22 protein-coding genes are annotated in these 22,786 nt (G+C 36.3%); 8 read left to right on the top strand and 14 right to left on the bottom strand.

What is annotated here, in order from left to right; translation table 11 throughout:
- The first annotated feature begins 78 nt into the window (after nt 1–78).
- On the top strand, nt 79–450 hold the full coding sequence (locus FHP05_RS08495) for a hypothetical protein (RefSeq protein ID WP_147667050.1): 372 nt from the start codon (nt 79–81) through the stop codon (nt 448–450).
- Nucleotides 451–552: 102 nt separating this feature from the next.
- On the opposite strand, the gene FHP05_RS08490 is transcribed toward FHP05_RS08495, so the two are convergent.
- Nucleotides 553–1,227 carry a uracil-DNA glycosylase gene (locus FHP05_RS08490; protein ID WP_147667048.1) on the bottom strand — a complete coding sequence of 225 codons (675 nt, stop codon included), beginning with the start codon at nt 1,225–1,227 and terminating at the stop codon, nt 553–555.
- Nucleotides 1,228–1,341: 114 nt separating this feature from the next.
- Here FHP05_RS08490 and FHP05_RS08485 point away from each other — a divergent pair, with 114 nt between their 5' ends.
- Nucleotides 1,342–1,746: a hypothetical protein gene (locus FHP05_RS08485; RefSeq protein ID WP_147667046.1), complete on the top strand. Its 405-nt coding sequence runs from the start codon at nt 1,342–1,344 to the stop codon at nt 1,744–1,746.
- A 133-nt stretch (nt 1,747–1,879) separates the two neighbouring features.
- On the opposite strand, the gene FHP05_RS08480 is transcribed toward FHP05_RS08485, so the two are convergent.
- Nucleotides 1,880–2,425: a phosphoribosyltransferase family protein gene (locus FHP05_RS08480; RefSeq protein ID WP_147667044.1), complete on the bottom strand. Its 546-nt coding sequence runs from the start codon at nt 2,423–2,425 to the stop codon at nt 1,880–1,882.
- Between the two features lie 528 nt (nt 2,426–2,953).
- Entirely contained in the window at nt 2,954–3,409 is a 456-nt protein-coding gene (locus tag FHP05_RS08475; RefSeq protein WP_147667042.1) for a CoxG family protein, read from the bottom strand.
- A gap of 398 nt (nt 3,410–3,807) precedes the next feature.
- Between FHP05_RS08475 and cyoE the strand changes: the two genes are divergently transcribed.
- Nucleotides 3,808–4,743, top strand: coding sequence for a heme o synthase (gene cyoE / locus FHP05_RS08470; RefSeq protein WP_147667040.1), 936 nt, complete (start codon nt 3,808–3,810; stop codon nt 4,741–4,743).
- A gap of 153 nt (nt 4,744–4,896) precedes the next feature.
- Nucleotides 4,897–5,577, top strand: coding sequence for an HAD family hydrolase (locus FHP05_RS08465; RefSeq protein WP_147667038.1), 681 nt, complete (start codon nt 4,897–4,899; stop codon nt 5,575–5,577).
- A gap of 32 nt (nt 5,578–5,609) precedes the next feature.
- On the opposite strand, the gene FHP05_RS08460 is transcribed toward FHP05_RS08465, so the two are convergent.
- On the bottom strand, nt 5,610–6,470 hold the full coding sequence (locus FHP05_RS08460; protein WP_147667036.1) for a YitT family protein: 861 nt from the start codon (nt 6,468–6,470) through the stop codon (nt 5,610–5,612).
- 313 nt (nt 6,471–6,783) lie between these two features.
- On the opposite strand from FHP05_RS08460, the gene FHP05_RS08455 reads away from it, so the two are divergent.
- Nucleotides 6,784–8,160: a leucyl aminopeptidase family protein gene (locus FHP05_RS08455; RefSeq protein ID WP_147667035.1), complete on the top strand. Its 1,377-nt coding sequence runs from the start codon at nt 6,784–6,786 to the stop codon at nt 8,158–8,160.
- A 1,106-nt stretch (nt 8,161–9,266) separates the two neighbouring features.
- On the opposite strand, the gene FHP05_RS08450 is transcribed toward FHP05_RS08455, so the two are convergent.
- The 6 genes from FHP05_RS08450 to FHP05_RS08425 all read right to left on the bottom strand — a co-directional run bounded on the left by FHP05_RS08450 (nt 9,267) and on the right by FHP05_RS08425 (nt 16,344).
- Complete coding sequence (locus FHP05_RS08450; protein WP_147667033.1) at nt 9,267–10,130, bottom strand: Cof-type HAD-IIB family hydrolase; 864 nt, start codon at nt 10,128–10,130, stop codon at nt 9,267–9,269.
- A gap of 74 nt (nt 10,131–10,204) precedes the next feature.
- On the bottom strand, nt 10,205–10,495 hold the full coding sequence (locus FHP05_RS08445; RefSeq protein ID WP_147667031.1) for a hypothetical protein: 291 nt from the start codon (nt 10,493–10,495) through the stop codon (nt 10,205–10,207).
- A gap of 12 nt (nt 10,496–10,507) precedes the next feature.
- Nucleotides 10,508–12,226 (bottom strand): thiol reductant ABC exporter subunit CydC, encoded by a 1,719-nt coding sequence (cydC, locus tag FHP05_RS08440; RefSeq protein WP_147667029.1) that lies wholly within the window; start codon nt 12,224–12,226, stop codon nt 10,508–10,510.
- Nucleotides 12,223–13,947 carry a thiol reductant ABC exporter subunit CydD gene (gene cydD / locus FHP05_RS08435; RefSeq protein WP_147667028.1) on the bottom strand — a complete coding sequence of 575 codons (1,725 nt, stop codon included), beginning with the start codon at nt 13,945–13,947 and terminating at the stop codon, nt 12,223–12,225. The genes cydC and cydD overlap by 4 nt, the downstream gene beginning before the upstream one ends.
- The gene (gene cydB, locus FHP05_RS08430) at nt 13,947–14,957 is read right to left on the bottom strand and encodes a cytochrome d ubiquinol oxidase subunit II (protein WP_147667026.1); all 1,011 of its coding nucleotides are present in this window, start codon (nt 14,955–14,957) and stop codon (nt 13,947–13,949) included. The genes cydD and cydB overlap by 1 nt, the downstream gene beginning before the upstream one ends.
- Nucleotides 14,944–16,344, bottom strand: a complete 1,401-nt coding sequence (locus FHP05_RS08425; protein WP_147667024.1) for a cytochrome ubiquinol oxidase subunit I — start codon at nt 16,342–16,344, stop codon at nt 14,944–14,946. The genes cydB and FHP05_RS08425 overlap by 14 nt, the downstream gene beginning before the upstream one ends.
- A gap of 409 nt (nt 16,345–16,753) precedes the next feature.
- On the opposite strand from FHP05_RS08425, the gene FHP05_RS08420 reads away from it, so the two are divergent.
- From FHP05_RS08420 to FHP05_RS08410, 3 genes are all read left to right on the top strand, one after another.
- Nucleotides 16,754–17,200 (top strand): OsmC family protein, encoded by a 447-nt coding sequence (locus FHP05_RS08420; protein WP_147667022.1) that lies wholly within the window; start codon nt 16,754–16,756, stop codon nt 17,198–17,200.
- Between the two features lie 376 nt (nt 17,201–17,576).
- Nucleotides 17,577–18,662, top strand: coding sequence for a hypothetical protein (locus tag FHP05_RS08415; protein WP_147667020.1), 1,086 nt, complete (start codon nt 17,577–17,579; stop codon nt 18,660–18,662).
- A complete protein-coding gene (locus FHP05_RS08410) occupies nt 18,659–19,762 on the top strand; it encodes a hypothetical protein (protein WP_147667018.1) in 1,104 nt (367 codons plus the stop codon). Before FHP05_RS08415 ends, FHP05_RS08410 begins: the two co-directional genes overlap by 4 nt.
- 210 nt (nt 19,763–19,972) lie before the next feature.
- Here FHP05_RS08410 and FHP05_RS08405 read toward each other — a convergent pair whose 3' ends face one another.
- From FHP05_RS08405 to FHP05_RS08390, 4 genes are all read right to left on the bottom strand, one after another.
- The gene (locus FHP05_RS08405) at nt 19,973–20,917 is read right to left on the bottom strand and encodes an LLM class oxidoreductase (RefSeq protein WP_147667017.1); all 945 of its coding nucleotides are present in this window, start codon (nt 20,915–20,917) and stop codon (nt 19,973–19,975) included.
- Nucleotides 20,918–20,939: 22 nt separating this feature from the next.
- Nucleotides 20,940–21,587 (bottom strand): SDR family oxidoreductase, encoded by a 648-nt coding sequence (locus tag FHP05_RS08400; protein WP_147667015.1) that lies wholly within the window; start codon nt 21,585–21,587, stop codon nt 20,940–20,942.
- Nucleotides 21,588–21,774: 187 nt separating this feature from the next.
- A complete protein-coding gene (locus FHP05_RS08395; protein ID WP_147667013.1) occupies nt 21,775–22,062 on the bottom strand; it encodes an ArsR/SmtB family transcription factor in 288 nt (95 codons plus the stop codon).
- A 68-nt stretch (nt 22,063–22,130) separates the two neighbouring features.
- Nucleotides 22,131–22,730 carry an NAD(P)H oxidoreductase gene (locus FHP05_RS08390; RefSeq protein ID WP_147667012.1) on the bottom strand — a complete coding sequence of 200 codons (600 nt, stop codon included), beginning with the start codon at nt 22,728–22,730 and terminating at the stop codon, nt 22,131–22,133.
- Nucleotides 22,731–22,786: the final 56 nt, after the last annotated feature.

The following is a 22,786-nucleotide window of genomic DNA, read 5'->3' as shown; positions in this document are numbered from 1 at the left end:
TTAAACTGTAAATGGGTCATTATTAATTCCTCCTACTATGTTTATCGTCGTTGAAAACATTGTACCATAGGAATTAATTTGGCCCTTTTTTGTTTATCCCTTTTTACACAATTATATGGACTTAATCCTAACCCAGATTACGGGTCACGATTAATCACTATTCGTGCCCGGATTTTCGCTAACCCAGATTATCGGTCACGATTAATCACTATTCGTGCCCGGATTGCCGCTTACTCTGATTTTTGGTCACGATTAACCTCTATTCGTGCCCGGAATTCCGCTAATCATGATTTTCGGTCACGATTAATCACTATTCGTGCCCGGAATTCCGCTAATCATGATTATTGGTCACGATTAATCACTATTCGTGCCCGGATTGCCGCTTACTCTGATTTTTGGTCACGATTAACCTCTATTCGTGCCCGGAATTCCGCTAATCCACATTTTTAAGCACGATTAACTCCTATTCAGGATCTTCCAAGCAAAATAACATCTCCTACTGTATGCATCATTTCTTTGTCACATAAAAAACGAATCTCCTCGGATTCGTTTTTACTTTATCTCCCAATTAATTTCTTTCAAGCTTTCATTTCTTAAATGTTCATTTGTTTTAGAAAAGGGTTTACTACCAAAGAAACCACGATAAGCAGATAGTGGGCTAGGATGTGGTGCCTTAATGATATAATGTTTCGTTGTGTCAATAAGGGCTTTCTTCTTTTGTGCCGCATTGCCCCATAAAATATAGACGACCGGGTGGCTTTTCTTATTTAATGTAGTAATAACTTTGTCTGTAAAATGTTCCCATCCTTTATTTCGATGGGAATGTGCTTGGCCAGCTCGGACAGTGAGCACCGTGTTTAATAAAAGAACACCTTGTTTCGTCCAATCAATCAGACATCCGTGATTTGGTGGTGCAATCCCTAGATCATCTTGCAACTCCTTAAAAATATTAACTAAAGATGGAGGTTGTTTCACTCCAGATTGGACGGAAAAGCTTAATCCATGTGCTTGATTTGGCCCATGATACGGGTCTTGCCCTAAGATAACAACCTTCACTTCAGCAAAAGGAGTGTAATGAAGCGCATTAAAAACATCATTCATTTGTGGGAAAATCGTATTCGCTTCGTATTCATTTTTTAGAAATTGCCGAAGTTGTTGGTAATACTCTTTTGAAAATTCCCTTTCAAGTAGTGGTGCCCAATCATTTTGTAAGATTTGTTCTCGCATATAATCATTCCTTTTTGTAGCGTACATACTAGTATAATAGAAATAACGAGATTATTATAGTTGTTCCTTTTGGATACGTCAGCTAAGATAATATTATGAAGGAGAGTGTGTCTAATGGTACATAAAGTTACATTAATGGATGCTTATCTCGTTGAAACATTGAGAAAATCAGGAATTTCTGATGATGAAATAATGGAGAAAGTGGAAGAGGGGAAGGTAGAAGAATTTCAACATGTCCATGAAAAATTTGATTTCACTTTGTTATATGGGCTTAAACATGAGCTACAAGAAATTCTTAAAGATGGCTACGAAATTAAGTTTCTAACGATTCATGGATTGATTAATCTATTAGAAATGAAATTTAAGAAAGAAAAGGGTACGGATTATGAAGAAAATGAATTTGTTCTGTCAAAATTAGTGTTGGATGAAGAAGAGGAGAACAGATTACGACAGATGGTATCGGCTAATTGGATGATTGAGAAGAAAGCCGATGGGTTAGTGATTAAACCGATTGAGTGATAGTAATTCTGGATTAATTTTTTTCTAGTGATATCCTATCATAGTTTGGGAAAGTCTAAGAATTCTATCATATAGGATAAAAAAAGATCGCATGATATTTGGACTACACATGCGATCTTTTAACATATATCTATCATGATGACGTACAAAAAAGTGGTAGTTTTTCTAAAAAGATAATATCATCTCGCTCACTAGCATCTCCTTCAGCGATAATAGATGCCTTTACTACTATATCACCACCAGCTTTTTCAACAAGATCAGCTAATGCTCGGATAGATTCTCCACTACTAATGACATCATCTACTAAAGCAACTCGTTTTCCTTTTATTAAGGCAACATCACTTACATCCAGGCAAAGCAGTTGTTTTGTTTGACTTGCTATGGATGTTGCTTGGCTTATGAAAGGTTGCTGCATATATGCTTTGACACTTTTTCTGGCAACAACATAATGTGACATATTCATTTGTTTTGCAAGTTCATGCACCAAAGGAATTCCTTTCGCTTCCGCGGTGACAAGGATATCTACTTCTGGCAATCGCTGTTTCAATTCATTTGCAGCAACTGTCGTCAACTCCGTATCTCCCAATATGACAAAACTTGCTAATTGTAATTCATCTTTTATTTTTACTATCGGTAAATGACGCGTAATTCCAGCTATTGTTATTTCATATGTTTGCATAAAAAACCTGCCCCAATCTTATGAATCAATTTATAACATTGGCTGACTTTGTATATATGCTACTCATGCGATGTGATTCATTTTTGGAAAGTAAATGTTTTCAAAGAGCAACCAATTTTTACAAAGCATCCAAATATAAATATGTAATACACGAACAATAATATCATTTTATGATAAATCGTTCAATATTATAGCGTATAATTATCAAAAAATGGAAATGAAAGCGCATCAATTGGTGATGTTGAACTATAAACACGAACAATACTTACATAGGTATAATCAATTATTACCAAAAGGTCTGATAGTAAGTTCTATTTTTAATGAGAAAAAGAAACAATGAAGGCCCAATATGATTAGAATGTCTCCTAATTGTCCTTCATCAAGCAAATGAAGACCATCCCAGGACTGGAAAGGTCTTTCATTGTTCTTCATCCTATTGTTGTGCTATTTTGCAAATTAGATGTTCCATATGAATTTATCGCAAGTTAACTGGCTGTAAGACCAACTAATTGAAGTTTAACTTTATTTTCATGCCAGTGGTATAGGGTGCTTTTGCGTAATTTCTTTAGCAACTCTTTCTGTTAATCTTTTTACTATTTTTGGCATAAGTGGTTTTAACACAGGGCGAATTAGCGATCCTTTCAATCCGTTTAATTGAATAGAAATGTGTGTACAAACTTCTGTGGTTTGATTGTTATCAAAGGCTTTAAAATAACCATTTCCATTAATTTTTCCCTGTAATCCTGAGAAACGAAACACTATTTTATTTGGTTTTTTCCATTCCATAATATGCACTTTTATTTGTACAGTTCTTTGTACAACCCCTAAATCTCCTTTTATTTTCCAATTGGATTGTTTTGGATTAATCATTTGGTGATGTATGTATCCATCTATACAGTAAGCCCAATTATTAACATCACTAATAAATGACCATACATGTTCAATTGGTAAAGCAAGTTTCATCTGATGTGTCCCAGCTGTCATGAAAATCTCCTCCTAATTTTAGAACCCGTGTGAATAAAAACGGTTATTTATGCGACCTCTTATTTATATGTACTGCCCAGTTTTATTAGAACAAATTCACTTTTATTTTTATCAGTCAGCCGAGAATACTTGCGGTTTCAGTCATGATAGGTTAAAGATTTAATAATGGAAACCAAGATTTTTAAGTTGAGAGGTGAGGACTTCCTATTAATTGAATACTCTCCTTATCTAGTTCACTTTTGACTTATTTATGTCGAATATTGCCAGGGAAATATTTTCAAAGGAATTTGAAAGCAAATATAGTAGAATATCCATATTATTCGTGGTAAAATTAAATCTATATGTCAATTTGTCTTTCTATAATAAAAATACTATTTGAATGGGAGGGATGTATGGCAATGGAGACAAGACAAAAGTTTATTTTACATGAACATGAAAATAATACCCAAACAAAAACTCCATCGAAAATCGCCTCTATTTTTGCGGATTTAAAGGCATTATTAAAATTAGTTGTTTTAATTATAAATGTTATGCCTGTAGTTACAGGATATTTATTAGCACTACACTTCTCAGGTGAATCTTTAACAAATCATATAGCTTCTTTTATTATAACGATTGTTGGTAGTTTTTTTGTTATTGCGGGTGCACTTATTTTAAATAATTGGTATGAAGCAGATTTAGATAAACACATGAAGCGAACGAAGAGACGACCAACTGTAACAGGGAATTTTTCACTCCATACGGTTTTAAAAGTGGGAATTATTTCCTCTATCATCGGTTTTGTGTTTTTAATGTTTACAACATGGGAAGCAACATTATACGCGTTTATCGGTTGGTTCACGTATGTTGTTTTATATACCTTTTGGACGAAACGAAAGTACACATTAAATACAGTTGTTGGAAGTGTTTCTGGAGCGGTTACACCGTTAATCGGTTGGGCAGTTATTGCTCCAAGCTATCATATTGTTCCAGTTATGTTATTTATCATATTATTTATTTGGCAAATACCGCATACATTCGCTATTGCAATGCGCCGGTATGACGATTATAAACGGGCTGGCGTGCCAATGCTTCCAGTTGTTGCTGGGTTTGAAGTAACGAAAAGGCAAATGCTTGTATGGATTATTACGTTATTTCCAATTCCGTTTTTCTTATTTTCTCTTGGAAAAACGTTTGTAATTATCGCGACGATATTAAATATTTTATGGATCATTCTAGCTATTAGAGGATTTTTTATGAAAGATGACATCAAATGGGCGAATATGATGTTTCGATCATCTTTACAATATTTAACGATATTATTTGGTATGATGATTATTATTTCGCTGTTTTAATATGGGGAAGAGGTAGATTAAATCTATCTCTCTTTTTTTACGTGAACAATTCTGAATATTAAACACTTTTATTGCGATTATCGTTTGAAATTGATATGCTGGGAAAAACAGTAAATTCATGTAGTAAAAATTGATGTTAAAAGGAGTAGAGCGATGGCAATTGTTACGGTAGACTTTGATGGAACCTTATTTCAAGGGAATTCCTTTAATGTGATGTTCAAAGCAGGACAAAGGGAATTTACTTATAAACAATGGAGAACAGTTTATGGCAATTTAACAAAAGCTGCTTTCCTTGGTACTGTGAAAGGAAAACAAGCTTTTCGGCATCAATTTTTTAAAGGATTTGCGAAAACATTTAAAGGGAAAACAGAAGAAGAATTGGATTACTTTTTTGAAACATTAGTCGAGTTAGGTGAAAAAGATGTCCATTATGATTTATTGGAAAAAGTAAAGGATCACCAAGCAAAAGGTGACGAAATTATTTTATTGTCTGGTGCTCTGAAGCCCTTTTTAAAAGCATTTATTAAAAAATTAGGTTTGGATGTGCATATTATTGGGACGGAATTAATGTATTATCCAAATAAAATATGTACTGGAGAAATTGGACCTATCGTTAATGGGGATGAAAAGGTAAAAAAAGTAAAAGAATGGATATTTCACAATAAGAAAAAAGGTTATTTACCCCAAGCTGATCAACAAATGATTTGGGCATATGCAGATAGTGAAAGTGATATTCCTTTACTTGAATTTGTTCATTATCCTGTTGTTGTAAATCCGAAAGCTGATTTAAAAACGGTTGCTTTCCAAAGAAAATGGCCTATTCTTGCTTCTTGAAAAAACTCCCGTACCTCACTGGGTTACGGGAGTTAAAAATTACGTAATTTTTTTGTTTTCATTCCTTTATAGCCTTTTCTACCAATTTCTTGAACATTATGTGTTGTAATATATGCATTTGGATCAACCAGTTCAATGATTTTCTTCAATTGAACGATTTCTTGTTTGTTAATCACAATATAAAGCACTTCTTTATTTGCTTTTGTATAACCACCGCGTCCATCTAAAACAGTCAGTCCACGGGCCATTCTATCGGTAACTTCTTGTAAAATTTGCTCTGGACAGGAGGAGATGATTAACACAGCAACACGTACATTTGCCCCTTCAACAACAACATCTATAATTTTTGCCCCGACATAGACAGAGACAAGTGTGTACATAGCCTTTTCTTGACCAATTATAAAGGCAGATCCGAAGATGACAAGGATATCAATAATCAGCATCCCTTTTCCGATACTCCAACCGAGAAATTTATTTGCTAATTGAGCTAAGATAGCTGATCCACCAGAGGTTCCACCAGCACGGAAGATGAGTCCGAGTCCAATTCCAACTGTTATTCCAGCAAATAATGCGGCCAATAATGTATCATTATTTATTTCATGTCCGATATTTACAGTGATATGCAGGAATAGAGAAGAAAATATAACAGAAATAACGGTATAGATCATGGTTCGTTTTGTGAAATATTTATAACCAATTCCCAAGAGTGAAGCATTTAATACAAAGTTGACAATACCTGGTGACCACTCAAATAAATAGTAGGTGACCATGGTAATCCCGATTACGCCACCCTCCGATAATCGGTTTGGAATAGCGAAATAATTCACACCGAAAGCGAATATAAATGAACCGATAATGACAAGCAAACTATCTCTTACAGTTTTTGCCAACATCATCCCTCCTATGGTCTTCGATTTAGCAAAATGTCACTACAAAAGGTTATTTTATAGTTAATATACCTTCTTTGCAACCATTTTCTTAAAATATTTACTACCCTAACTTTTTTAAAATAAACAATTTAAATATGGGGCATTCCATCACCAATATGGATGAAATTATAAATCTTGTCAAAAGGATGAGATAAAATTACACGTTTCCCTCTTTTCAAAATTTTTGAATAGAAATTATTTATTCGGGGAACGAAATAGTATATACTGGGTATATAATATATGATGCTATATAAAAAAAGGGAGAGAAAATAAATAAATGAAAGCGACAATTATTTTAGAACAAGATCAGCAAATTCAAAACCATTCACAACTAAGTGAATATGTAAACCAACAAAAAGGAGACTATGTATCTGTTGTTCTCCCAGATGCGTTAGCTATCGTTTTAAAATCAGTGGAAGAAAATAAACAGTCAACAGATTCAATTCGAATGACTGCAGGCTCCATTGCACGTGAATTAGGAAAAAGTAAAGTGAAAGAAGTTGATGTATCTAAAGAAGTGTTAGGAAAAGCATACAATCAACTAGAAGAAGCAAAAGTAATTACTGCTTTTGTAGAAGGTTGGAATCTAGGAAACTATTCATTCGATACATACAAAACAAAAATAGAACCTGTAAAAGCCGCATTATCCATTACAGGAGATGATGTAGAAGCACCGATTACCATGGGGGAAATCCGTGCAGCAGCAATGGCTTTCTCACGTGATTTAACAAATGAATTATCCAATGTGTTAAACCCACAAACATTCCCAAAACGTTTGCAAGAAGAATTGAAAGACACGGATGTTGAGGTTACGGTATTTGATAAAGCAGAAATTGAAAAGAGGGAAATGAATGGGGTTCTAACGGTTGGTCAAGGAAGTAAATATGACCCTTCCTTCGTAGAACTGAAATATTGTAGTGATCCTTCTAAACCCCTTGTTGCACTTGTAGGTAAAGGAGTCACATTTGATACAGGTGGAATTAGCTTAAAAGGTGGCCGTAATATTAGTGATATGCGCATGGATATGGGAGGAGCTGCAGCTGTTTCAGGTGCTATCAAACTACTCGCTGCATCTAGAGCGAAAGTAAATGTTGTGGCACTTATTCCAATGGTAGAAAACAATATTGATCAAGAATCTGTTTTACCAGGAGAAGTTATTCATTATAAAAATGGTAAAACCGTTCAAATTGGTAACACAGATGCAGAAGGTCGCCTCATTTTAGCGGATGGGTTAATCCGGGCAGGTGAATTAGAAGCCGATTATGTTGTAGATATTGCAACATTAACAGGTGCGATTGCGAGAGCATTAGGTTCTAAACTTGCTGGTGTATTTGGTGATGAAAAAGTGTTAACCCAAATGAAACAACTAGGTGATGAGAACGGTGATTTTAACTGGCCAATGCCACTTGTTGATGCATACGAAAGTTACTTGAAGAGTGATTATGCAGACATAAGTAATATTAGTAATAAAGGGGAAGCAGGCGCCATTACTGCTGCATTATTCTTACGTCATTTCGTACCAGAAAATGTAAAATGGGCACATGTTGATATGGCTGGTGTGATGGACAGTACAGAAAAAGGATATTACGGTAATTCAGCAACCGGATTTGGTGCAAGACTACTCGCCGACTTTGCAGTTGAAGTTTCAAAATAAAATAGGAAAAAGAAGAGATGTTTCCGTGAATGGAGACATCTCTTTTGTTTCGTATTATTTGTATAGTTGTATGTGGTTTACTCCTTTTAATATCGCAGACGAATCAATTCGTAGTCCCATCTGTAAATTTATGAATTTGCGGGAAACGGTAATCGGCGACGCTTAATCGAGCCTGTAAATTCCCGAATCCTGAAGAACGGTAATGAATAGAGCTTAATCATGCCCGAAACTCCTCGAATCCGAGAAAGTGGTAACGAATAGAGCTTAATCGAGCCCGTAAATCCCCGAGTCCGAGAAAGTGGTAACGAATAGAACTTAATCGTGCCCGTAAACTACCCGAATCCTGAAAAACGGTAACGAATAGAGCTTAATCGTGCCCGAAACTCCTCGAATCCGAGAAAACGGTAACGAATAGAACTTAATCGTGCCTGTAAACTCCCCGAATCCTGAAGAACGGTAACGAATAGAACTTAATCGTGCCCAAAACTCCCCGAATCCGAGAAAGTGGTAACGAATAGAGTTTAATCGTGCCCGAAACTCCTCGAATCCGAGAAAGTGGTAACGAATAGAGCTTAATCGTGCCCAAAACTCCTCGAATCCGAGAAAGTGGTAACGAATAGGGCTTAATCGTACCCAAAACTCCCCAAATTCGAGAAAGTGGTAACGAATAGAGTTTAATCGTACCCGTAAACTCCCTGAATCCGAGAAAGTGGTAACGAATAGAACTTGATCGAGCCCGTAAATCCCTGAATCTGAGAGAGAGGTAACGAATAGGCCATATTCGATCCTAAAAATCTCAGAAATGGAGAAGAGGGTAATGAATATTGATTAATCATGCCTGAAATTTCCATAATCATGAAAACCGGTAACGAATCCAATCCAATCCAATACAATCGAGCTTGGAATTCCTGGAAACCCGAAAAAGTGGTAACGAATCTTTCGTAATCTTGATTCGAAATAGCCGAGCCTATGATCCTCTTCTTATTTGTTTGAGCTTTCCTTAGCAAGACTAGGATTTGTAAGAAATACGTTCGCGTACACGTTCAAGGAGCCTTTGTGTCTTACATATTTGGATTATAATTTTTGAAGAGAGCATTGAAAAAAACTTAAATTTGGCCTTTCAAAGCTTTCTGAATAGCATATGCGAAGCCATGTTCATCATTTTTCTTAGTGATAAAATCAGCATACTGTTTGATTTCATCCGCGGCATTTTCCATGACAACGGCTTTTCCTGCCTTTTTTAACATGGAAATATCGTTATCATTATCTCCAATTGCCAATACGTCTTGCATGTCAATTCCTTTTGAATGTGCATAATTTTCGATGGCTTTACCTTTTTGAGCATCGATGTGATTGATTTCCAAATTGATTTTTGCCGAAGATGTAACAGCAAGTGTTTCGTCCTGTTGGTACAGAGCTCTTATTTCGGATAATTTCTTTTCATCCGGAGAAAAAACAAGAATTTTATATACTTGAATCATTTGTTTATTAAAAACGGTATCATAGTCAGTTGTAAATTGGACATTTTCATCAATAAACCTTGCTTCAATCTGCTGTTTAATTGCCTCTTCGGAAACTTCTGGGTTGGATGATTGAACAATATCAATGATAACTTGGGTGAAATATTCCTTACTTGTTGAAAAAACACCCTTATCTGTAAAAACTTCAAAATAAACATCGAGATTTTGACAGGTATTGGCAATTTCCCTTGCCGTCTTTTTATCTAGCGGAATCGATTGGGTTGTTTGTTCATCTGTTGTGTAAAGTACCGCACCATTTAGTCCAATAATTGGAAGATTTAATCCTACTTTTTTCAATTCCTTAGCGGCTGTTCCATAGGCTCTCCCAGTAGCAACGACGACCTCAATCTCCTGGTTAAGTGCATGTTGAATTGCTGCACTATTTTCCTTACTAACTTTTCCCATTTCATTTAATAATGTTCCATCTAAATCCGTCGCAATCAGTTTCAAATTGGTCACTCCTATCAAAATCATATCATGATTCGTACATCTAAACTGTATCACGTATAGAAGGATGTGTCACATTATTTTAATGTAAATATTTGGTATAGAAAAATGAGGATGGGTATTAATCGTGCCCGAAACCCGGGAATATCAGAACTCCCGTCACGAATAGGTCCTAATCGTACCCGAAACCCGAGAATATCGGAAATCTCGTCACGAATAGTCCCTAATCGTGCCCGGAACTCGATTTTATCAGAACTCCCGTCACGAATAGTCTCTAATCGTACCCGAAACCCGAGAATATCAGAACTCCCGTCACGAATAGTCTCTAATCGTGCCCTAAACCCAAGTATATCCCGAATGCCACTCACGATTCTGTCTTTTCACCATATTCCTTGATCCATTTGGTATAGTTTTTGATAATGTGTATTTGTTTTTAGTAAGTCATCATGATTTCCTCTTATCGCAATGTTTCCATCTTGTAAGAAGATGATTTCATCCATTTTTTCTACACCGGCTAGGTGATGGGTTACCCAAACAACGGTTTTGTCTGTTGTTGCTTGTAATAGGGTATCCATTAAGTCTTTTTCTGTGTTCGGGTCAAGTCCGATTGTCGCTTCATCAACAAGCATGATGGGAGTATTTTGTAAAAGGACTCTAGCAAATGCAATTCGTTGGCGTTCTCCACCTGAAAAACGATTTCCCATTTCTTCCATCGATGTCGCCATTCCTTTTGGCAACGAAGCGATCAACTCAGATAATTGTGCTTGTTCGATTACGGATATAATTTCTTCATCTGTTGCATCTGGTTTTCCAATCCGAATATTATTTTCGATGGTTGTATCAAATAGATGTGGTTTTTGATTTAAAACAGAGACTGCTTTACCTAGTAAATCACTGTGCATTTCTTCATTACCAATTAAAATTTTTCCGTCTGTCGGTTGTAAGGCCCCGGCGATTAGCTTCAATAATGTGGATTTACCTGTTCCACTTTTTCCGAGTACGGCAATTTTTTTCCCTGCCTCAATAGAAAAAGTTAAATCATGAATGACCTTTTTCTCTGATTGAGGGTACTGATAATCGACACCTTGAAGTGCGATATCTGGATGTTGATTTGATTCCCATGTATTTCTATTTGGAACATCAAGTGATACTTCCGTTTGTTCCACTTGTTGGATTCGTTTGATGGAATCTTTATATATTGGCAGATGTTCTACCGCATCCGATACCGGTGTTAAAGCATCGGTAACAGACAATGCCATTAATGTAAAAGCCGCAATCAGTGTCGGGGTAATGGTTCCTAAATCAGCCTGTTTATTTGCCCATAGAAGCATCAAAATTACAACAATGCCGATAACGAATTGTAAGATGGCATTCCGAAGATGTGTCCAATTTTGGATTTTACGCTCAGTTTTAATTAATTTTTCATCATTATGTTGTTGTCTTTGTAAAAATTCTTCGGTACGGCCGCTAGCTTGCCAGTCTGTTAAACCGAAAATAGCATCTGTTACTTGTTCATAGAGAGTTTGGCGTTCCTTTTTCAATTGGACATGGTTTTTTTTCGTCCGATAAAAAGATATCATTGGGACTAGAAAAACAAGTATACCAAGAATAAAGACCATCATAAATGCAAATACGATATCAAACACACCAAGGACGATTATTAAAACAGTATAGACAAATACCCCTAAAACACCTGGAATAATCGACCGTAAATATAAATCTTGTAAATGTTCAATGTCATCAGACAGAACACTTAATAAATCACCAGTTTGGTATCTGGAACGAAGGAATAATGCCTGTGGCTCGACAATATGATACAGACGTTTTCGCATATGTGCTAAAATCCGTAGTACGAGATCATGACTCACTAATTTCTCGACATATGGAAAAGCTGCTTGACCAATACTAAAGGCCCTTACGGCAACAATAGGAATATAGATAAGCATCACATTTTCTGGTCGTAAGGCAGATTTTGAAATTAAATAACCGGATGTAAATAGCAACATGGCACCTGATGCAATACCTAAGAAACCAAATAAACAAGCAAGAAGGAGTCGTCCTTTATATTGTTTGACATATGGATGTACCCAGTCTTTCATTGTTTATCCTCCCTCTCTATACCTTTCATCATATTGACATAATGGCTGTTACCTTGAAGTAATTCTTCATGTGTTCCATGTTCCACTAATTCACCTTGATGAAGCACAAGCAGTTGGTCCATATCTTTCATCCAGTGATATCGATGTGTCGCGAAAAAGACGAGCTTATTTTTGAAAAGCTTTAGCATGACTTGTTTGATATCATATTCTGTCTCAATATCTAAATGTGCGGTTGGTTCATCTAATAATAAAATCGGCTTTTTACTTAATAGGGCACGAGCCATGGCAATTCGCTGTTCTTGGCCACCACTTAAAGTCCGAGCACCTTCTCCGATTTGTTCATGAATGCCATTTGGTAATTCCTCAACAAAAGAGCTTAAACCAATTTCAGCAACAACTTTTCGAACTTCCTCATCTGTTGCATCTCGTTCATAAAAGCGAATATTATCTGCTAGTGATAATGGAAAAATATATGGATGTTGTGGGATATAGGCAATTTTCTCAAGCCAATCATCCCGGTGAAGAGAATCTAATTTCTCCCCATTAATTGAAATCGTTCCTTTCGTTGGGTGTAAAAATCCTGCTAATATATGAATGAAAGTAGATTTACCAGCACCACTTGCACCAACAATTCCAATCATTCCATTTCCTGTGTGGGAAAAGGAAATATCATGTAATCGAGTTTTCCCATCTGTTTCTAGCGTGATATCTTTTAATTGAATCGTGTTGTTCGTTTGATTCCAAGTTATTTTATTTTCCAATGAATTTTCATGATTCTCTGCATCAAGAATAGAATCGATTTCCTCCATAGCAACTTGCCCATCTAATGTCGCATGATAATCTTTTCCTACTTGACGAATCGGTAAAAAATATTCCGGCGCTAAAATGAGTATCGTTAGGGCTGGTAATAACTCCGTTGTCCCATCTATTAACCGAAATCCAAGTCCAACTGCAACAAAGGCAATCGATAAACTCGTAAAGAAGTCTAGTGCAAAGGAAGAAAGAAAGGCAATTCGCAATGTACGCATGGTTGCTTTCCGATATTGTTCACTTACATGGCTGATTTTTGTTTCATGTTGTTTGCTTTGGCCAAGATATTTTAATGTGTCTAATCCTTTTAATGAATCAATGAAGTGATTAGATAAAATTCGATATGTTTCGTATTGGCTATCTGCTTGTTTTTGCGCAGCTAGTCCAAGTAGAATCATAAAGATAATAACAATTGGTACGGTCACGATTAATATTACGGCTGACTTTACATCCAATGTAAAAACATAAATAACAATGAGGGTAGGAATGAATAATGTGCGAATAATACGCGGAATCGCAATCGTGATATAATTTTTCAAATCATTAATACCTTCGACAAGAAGGGTGACTAATCTTCCAGTACCAAGGCGTTGCACAAAGGCACGACCATTTTTAAAATAGGTTTGAATTAAATGTTTGCGAAGGTTCTTTCCAATTTGTTCGGCAAATTTTTCGGAAACAAATTGTTGTAAGGTGGTTATGAAATGTTTGAACATAAAGGCAATGAAAAAGAAAAAGATATCTGATAGGACATAACTAACTTGTTGGCCTTGGAATAAAAAGGTAATTGCCCGAGCCAAAAAGATGGCTTGGGCAACCGTACCTATTGCTTCCAAAATAGACAGAATACCTAGTAATAAATATACTTTTTTACTTCCTGGATATGTTGGAAGACCCTTTTTACGTTTCATTAGTATGTGACATCCTTTTTCGTAACACGTTTACGAAAGATATAGTAACTCCAAATTTGATAACCTAATACAAATGGTAGCAATACAAGAGAAGCAATACTCATTACTTTCAGTGTATACGCACCAGATGCGGCATTATATACGGTTAAACTATACGCTTCATTGATGGAACTAATCATCACTCTTGGGAACATCCCGATGAAAATGCTAGCACTTAAGAGCAAGATGGTGAGGCTTGTCATTGTAAATGCCCAACCATCTCGTTTTTTATTATTTAGTATTGCTCCTAGAAGCAGAGTTACCCATGTTAAAATTGGTAAAATAATCCAGAGGTTTCCATGGTATGTGAAAATATCTGTTTTGATAAACCCAACTATAGCAAATAATAGAACGAGAATTAATGTAACTGGTGCAAGCTTTTTAGCTACTTTACGAGCACGCTCTTGTAATTCTCCTTCTGTTTTCAAGGTGATAAATTGTAATCCGTGAACAATACAAACAAATAGGAACATAACACCACCAAGGAGTGCGAATGGATGAAGGAATTGGATAAATCCACCAACCATTTCTTTATCTTGATCAATTGGCATTCCAGTCATGAAATTAGCGAGTACGACACCCCATAAAATAGGTGGCAAGGAACTCCCGATAAAAATTCCCCAATCCCACATGTTCCTCCATTTTTTATTTTCTACTTTACTACGGAATTCAAATGCAACACCACGAATAATCAATGCAAGTAGCATGAAGACTAGTGGAATATAGAAACCACTAAACATTGTTGCATACCAGTGTGGGAAAGCGGCAAACATGGCTCCACCTGCAGTTATTAACCAAACCTCATTTGCATCCCAAAATGGCCCAATGGTATTGATATAAACCCGTTTTTCGATATCATCTTTTCCTAAAAATCTAGCAACTGTTCCAACCCCAAAGTCGAAACCTTCTAAGACGAAAAATCCGGCAAATAAAACAGCGATGAGTAAAAACCATAATTCATTGAGAGACAATTTCGGTTCCCTCCTTACTAAATGGATCGGTTGTCATTGGTGTTTCTTTCTTTTTCGTACTATCTTTCTTAATATGTTTTACAAATAGGTAAACCATTACTGCTCCTAAAATAGCGTATAGGAGGTTAAACGTGACAAGCGAGAATAGGACTTCATTTGCTGTAACACTTGGTGATACGGCATCTTCTGTTTTCATGACGCCAAATACGACCCATGGCTGACGACCTAATTCTGTTACAATCCATCCAACTGTATTACCAATAAATGGTAAGGCAATTGCCCAAACCATTAGTTTTAAGAAACGTGGGTGCTTTTCGAGATTATCTTTTCGTGCAGCATACCAACCATAAATGGCAACCATTAACATAAGTGTTCCGCTAACAACCATGGCACGAAAACTCCAAAATATTGTTGGGACATGCGGAATATAATCCCCTGGACCATATTTTTCGACATATTGGTCTTGTAATTCATTTAACCCTTGCAATGAACCACTAAACTTATTATATGAAAGTAAGCTGAGTACATATGGAATATCTAATGACCAATCATTTGTCTTTTCATCTGAATTGATCCCTGCAATAACAGTAAATGGTGCCGGATCTTCACTATGTTCCCAAAGTGCTTCCGCTGCAGCTAGCTTCATTGGTTGTGTTTCTACTAAATTCTGTGCTTGATTATGTCCTGTTACAAGAATGAATAAAGATGAAATAGCTGCGACAATAATAGAAATTTTAAATGATCGTTTAAACATATCTACATCTTGCTTTTTGGAAATTTTCCAAGCACTTACTCCAGCAATTAAGAACGCACCAGTTGCAAAAGCAGAAGTTAGCACATGCGGAAATTGTACCCATAATTGTGGGTTTGCTATAATTTCCCAGAAGTTCGCCATTTGTGCACGACCATCTACTACTTCATAACCAACAGGAGATTGCATAAATGAGTTAGCAGATAGAATCCAAAATGCAGATAAAATCGTACCTATTGAGACGAGCCACACAGATAAAAGGTGAACACGTTTGGATAGGCGATCCCACCCAAATACCCATAATCCGATAAACGTTGATTCCATGAAGAAAGCGAGCAGTCCTTCAATAGCTAGTGATGGACCAAACACATCCCCGACAAAACGAGAATAAGTTGACCAGTTCATTCCAAATTGAAATTCTTGTAAAATCCCGGTAACAACTCCAACAGCGAAGTTTATTAAAAATAAGGTTCCCCAAAACTTTGTCATCCGCTTGTATTTTTCATCATCTTTTACAACGTACATGGTTTGCATAATCGCAATAATTAATGCAAGTCCAATGGACATCGGAACAAAAAAGTAATGGAAAATAGTAGTGGAAGCAAATTGGAGTCTAGCTAACCAGAGTGGATCCATGATGTTTTCTCTCCTTTTTTTGATGTTTTTCCTGTCACAGCTTATATATTCCAGTTTCCAACATGAGCATAGTAATAACTATACTACTTATAGTATAAAGGAAATAAATGCTCATGAATGCACAAACTGTTACAGTCATTTGACTATTTATTGACAACTTATTGAACAAATTCGCTTTTTTGTTGTCAATGATTTCAATCACATAATATCACAGGAATATAACATTTTATAACATGTAATTCGGGGAAAAATAAGAAAATATGCTTATATATATTGATATAACAACGTTTAAGGTAATTAATGAACATTGTGTGAATAGCTTCACAGAATGTTCAAATTTGATGTTGTTATCTTTTAGTATACTTGGTGTGTAAGGAAGTAATAACCAAAAATGGAAGGGGCAATTCAAATGGCAAAATCATTGTTTCATGCTAAAGCACAGTTACAGGAAGGTCTTCAAGTAAAGGCAACTTCAAGGAATTTTGAAATTACCATTGATGAACCAAAAGAACTCGGTGGAACAGACACAGGAATGAATCCAGTTGAATTAATGTTAGGTGCACTTGGAGCATGTCAATCAATCGTTGCACGAATCTTTGCGAAACAATTTGATATTGAATTTGATGATTTCTGGGTGGAGCTTACCGGTGAATTAGACACAGATGGTTTCTTACATAAAAGCGATGCCCGTCCAGGCTTTCAATCTATTAAATATGATATTCATATCCAAACTGACGCCCCGAAGGAAAAAGTAGAAGAATTTGTCGCATTTATTGAAAAAACATGTCCAGTTGGAGACACAATCGCCCATTCAACGAAAATGGAAGTAAATGATATTATTATAGAAGATAAATAAAAAGAGGAAAGCAGAAGTCCAAAGCCCTTGTGAAAAGGGTTTTGGACTTTTTTATTAATTGAGGCCGCTGCTCAGAGCCCGAGCGAATAGCCAATTTTGCATAACGGTCGCTGACGCCGCCACTCAGAGTCCGAACGAATAGCCAATCTCGCCCCCCCCGGTCGCTGACGCCGCCACTCAGAGCCCAAGCGAATAGTCAATTTCGCACAACGGTCGTTGACGCCGCTGCTCAGAGCCCGAATGAAGCATCAATCACGGCAAATGGTTAATCAGCGAATCTTTACGCTGCACCATGCAATACTTTTGGTTAAAAATTGCGTTAGAAAATTTTCTACATTATAATAAAATCACTTTAATAGAAAGTGAGGTCGTTAACATGACCGATGGGAGAAAGTGGCTTTCCTATATTACATATGAAAAAGATATAACCATTCAGCCTAGTGAGGAAATAATAGAGTTTTTCTATGGGGCTGAAGTGATAGGTACATTACATCTGGATGAGGAAGGTTTTCCGAGTGGTTACTATTCTTACTATGAAGCAAATCAGTATCCCGCGATGACGGAGGGGGATTTTCTAGCTCGTCTTCGTGAATTTGAGAAAGAAATCATTGATATGTTTGATGATTCTTATTGTTATAGAGTGGTATCCCGTCATTTAGACGGAGGTTTTTATGTTGAATATCGGAAAATGATTGACGGGCATCCACTAATTATCGAAACGATTGATGCGTATTTTCGAGAGGACGGTATATTATATCAACTTGATTTTCCGACAAGAGATGTATCGTTTAATATGACATTAGCAGAGATTAATGAAATGAAATTGAAAGAAGAGTATGTGGATTGTCTTCCCTTAAAAATAAAACTTCAATATATCAATCATCAATTGTATGAAAATGGGGATGATAGATTCCATTATGTGTATGAAATTGGAAACAATGCTCCATTTATTGGAAACGATGGGGTCGAGCAAATGGATGAGGAAGAAGAGATTTCTATGTTTGAATCATCACTTACAACGGATGATACCGTATTTATTGAAATTGCACGGAAGAAATTAAAGGAAATCATGCCGGATATATGTGTAAGTGAAGTAGGGAAAGATGAGACAGATGAAGATATGACGATTTATTTTGAACGATTATTAGAAAATGTTTCCCTTGATCTACATGTTCAGGTGACAATTGATAAAAAGGAACGTGTCATGACAGGTTTGTATGTTAATGAAGATTGTTATGCTCTTGGGACATTACCTGAAGGAGAATTTTTATCAAAAGAAGAGGCAAAGAAACATTTACTAAATAACATTCGTGTCATTCCAAACTGGACGTACGATGAAGAGGAAGATTCACGTCTTACCCGTTTTTGGGATATTGAAGCACCATATGCGATGGATGCGGTAAGTGGGGAACCGTTTATTCTTCGCTCAGATCGTGTTATAAAGGAAGGTGTGCGAAAATGAGTTTGGAAACATTAAAGAAATGGTTAGAGACTGCAAATACGACATGTACTTTTACAGAAGATGATGATGACGGGATGTTTTCTGTATATCTAGATGATGAAGAAATTGGAATGATTCAATTGAACGGGGATGGGTCCTTTCAATCTTATGAAACATATGATGACAGAGAAGTTCACGAACGGTTATCGAATGAGGAGTTATTTAAGCGAGGAAAAATGATTTTACATGATGTATTCGAAGAACGAGCAAAACAATTTCCACTGGCAACGGGTGTGGAACTTGGAATGTATACGGTATCCTTGCATCCTGTTGATGAAACTGGGAAGGAATTACCGATATATGCATTATCCGTTACCATGTATTTGGATGGCATGGTAGAAAGTATTACATCGCCAGAAGGGACATTCCGCGTAGAAGATATAGAACTTCTTTTCACCAAAGAGGAATTGAAAGAAAACTATATTGCATCCCTTCCACTTTCACTTAGATTTATGAAATATGATGCAGAAGAATATATTGGAGGAGATGATACGTATCATCTTGTTTATGATGTCATAAGTGAAAGCCCGCTTGTTCATCCAAATGGGGAACTAGAATTTTTTGAAGAAGAAGAGGAAGAAAATGATGTTGATCCGGAATGGGCAGATCTTACAAAAGACTTTATAGAGAAACATATCGCACCAGTTGATATCAGGGTAGTAAGTACTGTGGATTCAGATGATGTTGGCCCGAATTCAGTGGAAGTCACTTTCATTCGTATGTATAAAGGCATCCGAGTAGGGGATCGGTCAACCCTTCATTTTTCAAAAGAATTCAAACGCGTCATTCATGCGGAACTTGATGTTTCGCTTTATGCGGAGATTGAAGAAAGTGCATCACCAGTTATGACAAAAGAAGAAGTACGAAAAGCATTATACAAAGAACTTGATTTTCACATTGCACCAAGCTATAAAGATGAAGAATACGAAGACGACTTCATTCATGTGTTCGAAAGAGGGTATGTCGAGCGGTTCCCAGATGGAAAAGGAGCAGTACATGCATATGATGCAGTGACAAAACAACCATGGTATGTAAACACATCTAGTATAATAGAAGAATAGGAGAGAAAAACTTCTTCATTCCTGCTTCGTATTTAAAACTCCTCCACTTCAAACAAAACGTAAAGTTTTAGGTGGGGGAGTTTATTGCAGGTATTTTTTCATTGCAAATAAAATGTTCCGTAATCATCGCTTAATGCTTGGGAAATAAAGCATAAAAAAATCCAAAAACGCACTCACAGCGGTTTTGGATTTTTTATGTTTTAACTAGATTTAAGATGTAATGGATGGAAAGTGTGGGAGCACTTCTGCGGCTAATTCTTCCATCACATCTTCTGCATCACGTTGTCCATATTTTAAGTTCAGCATGACATGATTGACTCCGATTGCTTCTAATGATTTCAAAAACTGGATAAGGTAGTTTCTGCCCAATTGAAAACCGAGATGAATTGGTCTTGGTTCTCTATCGGGATCTTCTGTTAAATCAATATATAATGATTGTAGAAACGGCTTGAACGTTGATGTTGTATTACGCCATGCTTGAACAGTTTGCGCTTGCTGCTCTAAACCTCTTGGATAATACATCCAGCCATCCCCATGTTCACTAACCCAGTCAAATGATTGGCGACTGGACCCAGTAATAATGATTGGAATGTCATTTTGATAAGGTTTTGGTATAACTCCTGCATTCCCTTGGATTTTACCAACTTTACTATCAATAATTGGGAAGTTTTCATGTAATACTTGTTTGAAATAACCGAATGTTTCTCGAAAAGCTTCCCCACGAGATGGAATGTTAATATTAAAAGCTGGAAATTCTACACGTCGGTCACCAGAAGCAATCCCTAAGACGAGTCTTCCTTTTGATAATTGGTCAACAGATGCTGCTGCTTTTGCTAAATGAATTGGGTGTCTTAGTGGAAAAACGATACTTCCAGTTCCTAATGCAATCTTTTCAGTATAGGCACTTAATAATCCTAAATAAACCCATGGGTCATAAATTTGTCCGACATCACCAAAGTATGGGTCATGAAGTGGGATATCTCGTACCCATAAAGCACCAAATCCCAATTCATCTGCTTTTTGAGCCATTTGGATATGATTTTCCATGGTGGGAGTATCTCCACTGTATGACTCAATTGGAATAAATAGCCCAAGTGTTAGTTTGTTTTCTTTGAAGATTCGTTTATATCCATTTTTATGTTGGAATGTTTCCATTTGTAATTCACTCCGTTTATGCTTACTTTATAGATGATAAAGCTTCATTAATGGTAGTATCCCCATCGATTAATTCAATTGTTTGATTAAATGTTGCGTCTATATCAAGTGCTTGAACAGCGATATCAGCTACATTTTCTCTAGATATGCTGCCGTCTTTTCCTAAATCAAGTTTTGCTTCTATTTTTCCTGATGGCTTTTCATTCGTTAACCAACCCGGACGTAAAATCGTGTAGTTTAATGAACTGTTGCGAAGTCGTTCATCTGCTCGTTTTTTAGCTGTATAGTAGGCTTCCATTCCTTCTTTCCAATTTTTTGGTGTATCGGAATGAAGGGCACTTACCATGATAAAACGTTTGATGTGATGTTTTTCGGCAGCTTCAATCGATTTAAAAGCTCCATCTAAATCAACAAGCATTGTTTTATCTGCACCTGTATGTCCGCCAGAACCAGCTGTGAAAATGATTGCATCAACATCCTCTGCTGCTTTTAAAACACCGTCTTCTGTTTCTAAATCAGCGATTACTGTTTCGACTCCTAAATGATTGAAAAAATCGGCCTGTTCTTGTTTACGAATCATCGCTGTGACCTGATGTTTTTCTTGCTTTGCCAAACGTTGAACAATGTGACGACCGATTTGACCATTTGCGCCAACAATAAGTACTTTCATGAAATCTCTCCTTTTCATGTCGTTTTGAAATAGAAAGAGGAAAGGGATAGCTAAGATTTCATTCATTTCCCTTCCTCTAACTTTTCTATATATCGGGAAATATCGATATATAATATACAGGATATAAAAAAAGATAAATAAATATGTGTAGACTCTATCTGATAACAAATACATGAAACCAATCGCTTTAAATATGATCCATGATACATCGTTTTATTTCTTTTATTTGAACTTCATTTCGTTTGTAATATGTCCACTGTCCTTTACGTGTAGACTCAATTAAACCGACATCTTGCAGTGTAGATAAATACTGAGATACGGTTGATTGGGATAGTTGTACTTTTTTTTGAATATCACTAACACATACACCATCTGGATACACTTCTGGGAAGTATTTACTCGGTTCTTTTAACCATTGTAGGATTTGTACCCGAGTTGGATTGGACAAAGCCTTATAAACGCGAATTAGCTCCATGTTATTCACCACATATCATTTATTTCCTTTATTATATATTTAGAAATCTCGATATGCAATGCTTTTGCTTACTTCCAATCACTATACTCTTTCCCTAATTGATAGGCTTTTGTTAATAATTCTTGCTGATAGGCTTCAAATTGTGCAGGATCTAAAGCTTGTTCGGATAATGTTTCATAAAGAATTTCAACTTTAGAATGGGAAATACCTGTAAAACCTGCTAGCCCGACATTTAAATAATGGTCTATCATGGTGTCGTACTTACGCTTAGCAAATTGTGATTTTTCTCCCCCAGCTAGTCCAATCCATAAAGCTCTTTCATGTGGAAGCTTACTGTTTCCATAGGCATAATTATAATTCCATACTCGATCAATATATCCTTTTAGCATGGCTGGGATATTATACCACCAGACAGGAAAGACAAATGCAAGTGCATCATTTCTATTCATCCGTTCTATTTCCTGGTGAACAATTGGCGAATACTTGTATGTTGAATTTGTCCAATCTGGTTCATCCTTTTCATAAACAATTGGATTGAATTCTTCTTGGTATAAATCTAGAAATTCCACTTCATGTCCCGCATCTGTTAAGCCTTTTGTAAATTGCTCTGCAACCTTCGATGTTAGGGAGTCCTTTCGTGGATGAGAAAGAATGGTTAAAACTTTCATTTTGATGTCCTCCTTTTGATGTGTGAAAGTAGTTCAAAAGCCCTTCCAATATTCAT

This window comes from Cerasibacillus terrae, assembly GCF_008039555.1.
GTDB lineage: Bacteria > Bacillota > Bacilli > Bacillales > Amphibacillaceae > Cerasibacillus > Cerasibacillus terrae.
The sequence above is the reverse complement of the archived record's forward strand: the minus strand, read 5'-3'. Positions and strand labels throughout refer to the sequence as shown.

Excerpts from the sequence above, each read along its gene's own strand:
- FHP05_RS08490 (WP_147667048.1), bottom strand. The coding sequence starts at position 1,227 with ATGCGAGAACAAATCTTACAAAATGATTGGGCACCACTACTTGAAAGG.
- FHP05_RS08485 (WP_147667046.1), top strand. The coding sequence starts at position 1,342 with ATGGTACATAAAGTTACATTAATGGATGCTTATCTCGTTGAAACATTG.
- FHP05_RS08480 (WP_147667044.1), bottom strand. The coding sequence starts at position 2,425 with ATGCAAACATATGAAATAACAATAGCTGGAATTACGCGTCATTTACCG.
- FHP05_RS08475 (WP_147667042.1), bottom strand. The coding sequence starts at position 3,409 with ATGACAGCTGGGACACATCAGATGAAACTTGCTTTACCAATTGAACAT.
- cyoE (WP_147667040.1), top strand. The coding sequence starts at position 3,808 with ATGGAGACAAGACAAAAGTTTATTTTACATGAACATGAAAATAATACC.
- FHP05_RS08465 (WP_147667038.1), top strand. The coding sequence starts at position 4,897 with ATGGCAATTGTTACGGTAGACTTTGATGGAACCTTATTTCAAGGGAAT.
- FHP05_RS08460 (WP_147667036.1), bottom strand. The coding sequence starts at position 6,470 with ATGTTGGCAAAAACTGTAAGAGATAGTTTGCTTGTCATTATCGGTTCA.
- FHP05_RS08455 (WP_147667035.1), top strand. The coding sequence starts at position 6,784 with ATGAAAGCGACAATTATTTTAGAACAAGATCAGCAAATTCAAAACCAT.
- cydC (WP_147667029.1), bottom strand. The coding sequence starts at position 12,226 with ATGAAAGACTGGGTACATCCATATGTCAAACAATATAAAGGACGACTC.
- cydD (WP_147667028.1), bottom strand. The coding sequence starts at position 13,947 with ATGAAACGTAAAAAGGGTCTTCCAACATATCCAGGAAGTAAAAAAGTA.
- FHP05_RS08425 (WP_147667024.1), bottom strand. The coding sequence starts at position 16,344 with ATGGATCCACTCTGGTTAGCTAGACTCCAATTTGCTTCCACTACTATT.
- FHP05_RS08420 (WP_147667022.1), top strand. The coding sequence starts at position 16,754 with ATGGCAAAATCATTGTTTCATGCTAAAGCACAGTTACAGGAAGGTCTT.
- FHP05_RS08415 (WP_147667020.1), top strand. The coding sequence starts at position 17,577 with ATGACCGATGGGAGAAAGTGGCTTTCCTATATTACATATGAAAAAGAT.
- FHP05_RS08410 (WP_147667018.1), top strand. The coding sequence starts at position 18,659 with ATGAGTTTGGAAACATTAAAGAAATGGTTAGAGACTGCAAATACGACA.
- FHP05_RS08405 (WP_147667017.1), bottom strand. The coding sequence starts at position 20,917 with ATGGAAACATTCCAACATAAAAATGGATATAAACGAATCTTCAAAGAA.
- FHP05_RS08400 (WP_147667015.1), bottom strand. The coding sequence starts at position 21,587 with ATGAAAGTACTTATTGTTGGCGCAAATGGTCAAATCGGTCGTCACATT.
- FHP05_RS08395 (WP_147667013.1), bottom strand. The coding sequence starts at position 22,062 with ATGGAGCTAATTCGCGTTTATAAGGCTTTGTCCAATCCAACTCGGGTA.
- FHP05_RS08390 (WP_147667012.1), bottom strand. The coding sequence starts at position 22,730 with ATGAAAGTTTTAACCATTCTTTCTCATCCACGAAAGGACTCCCTAACA.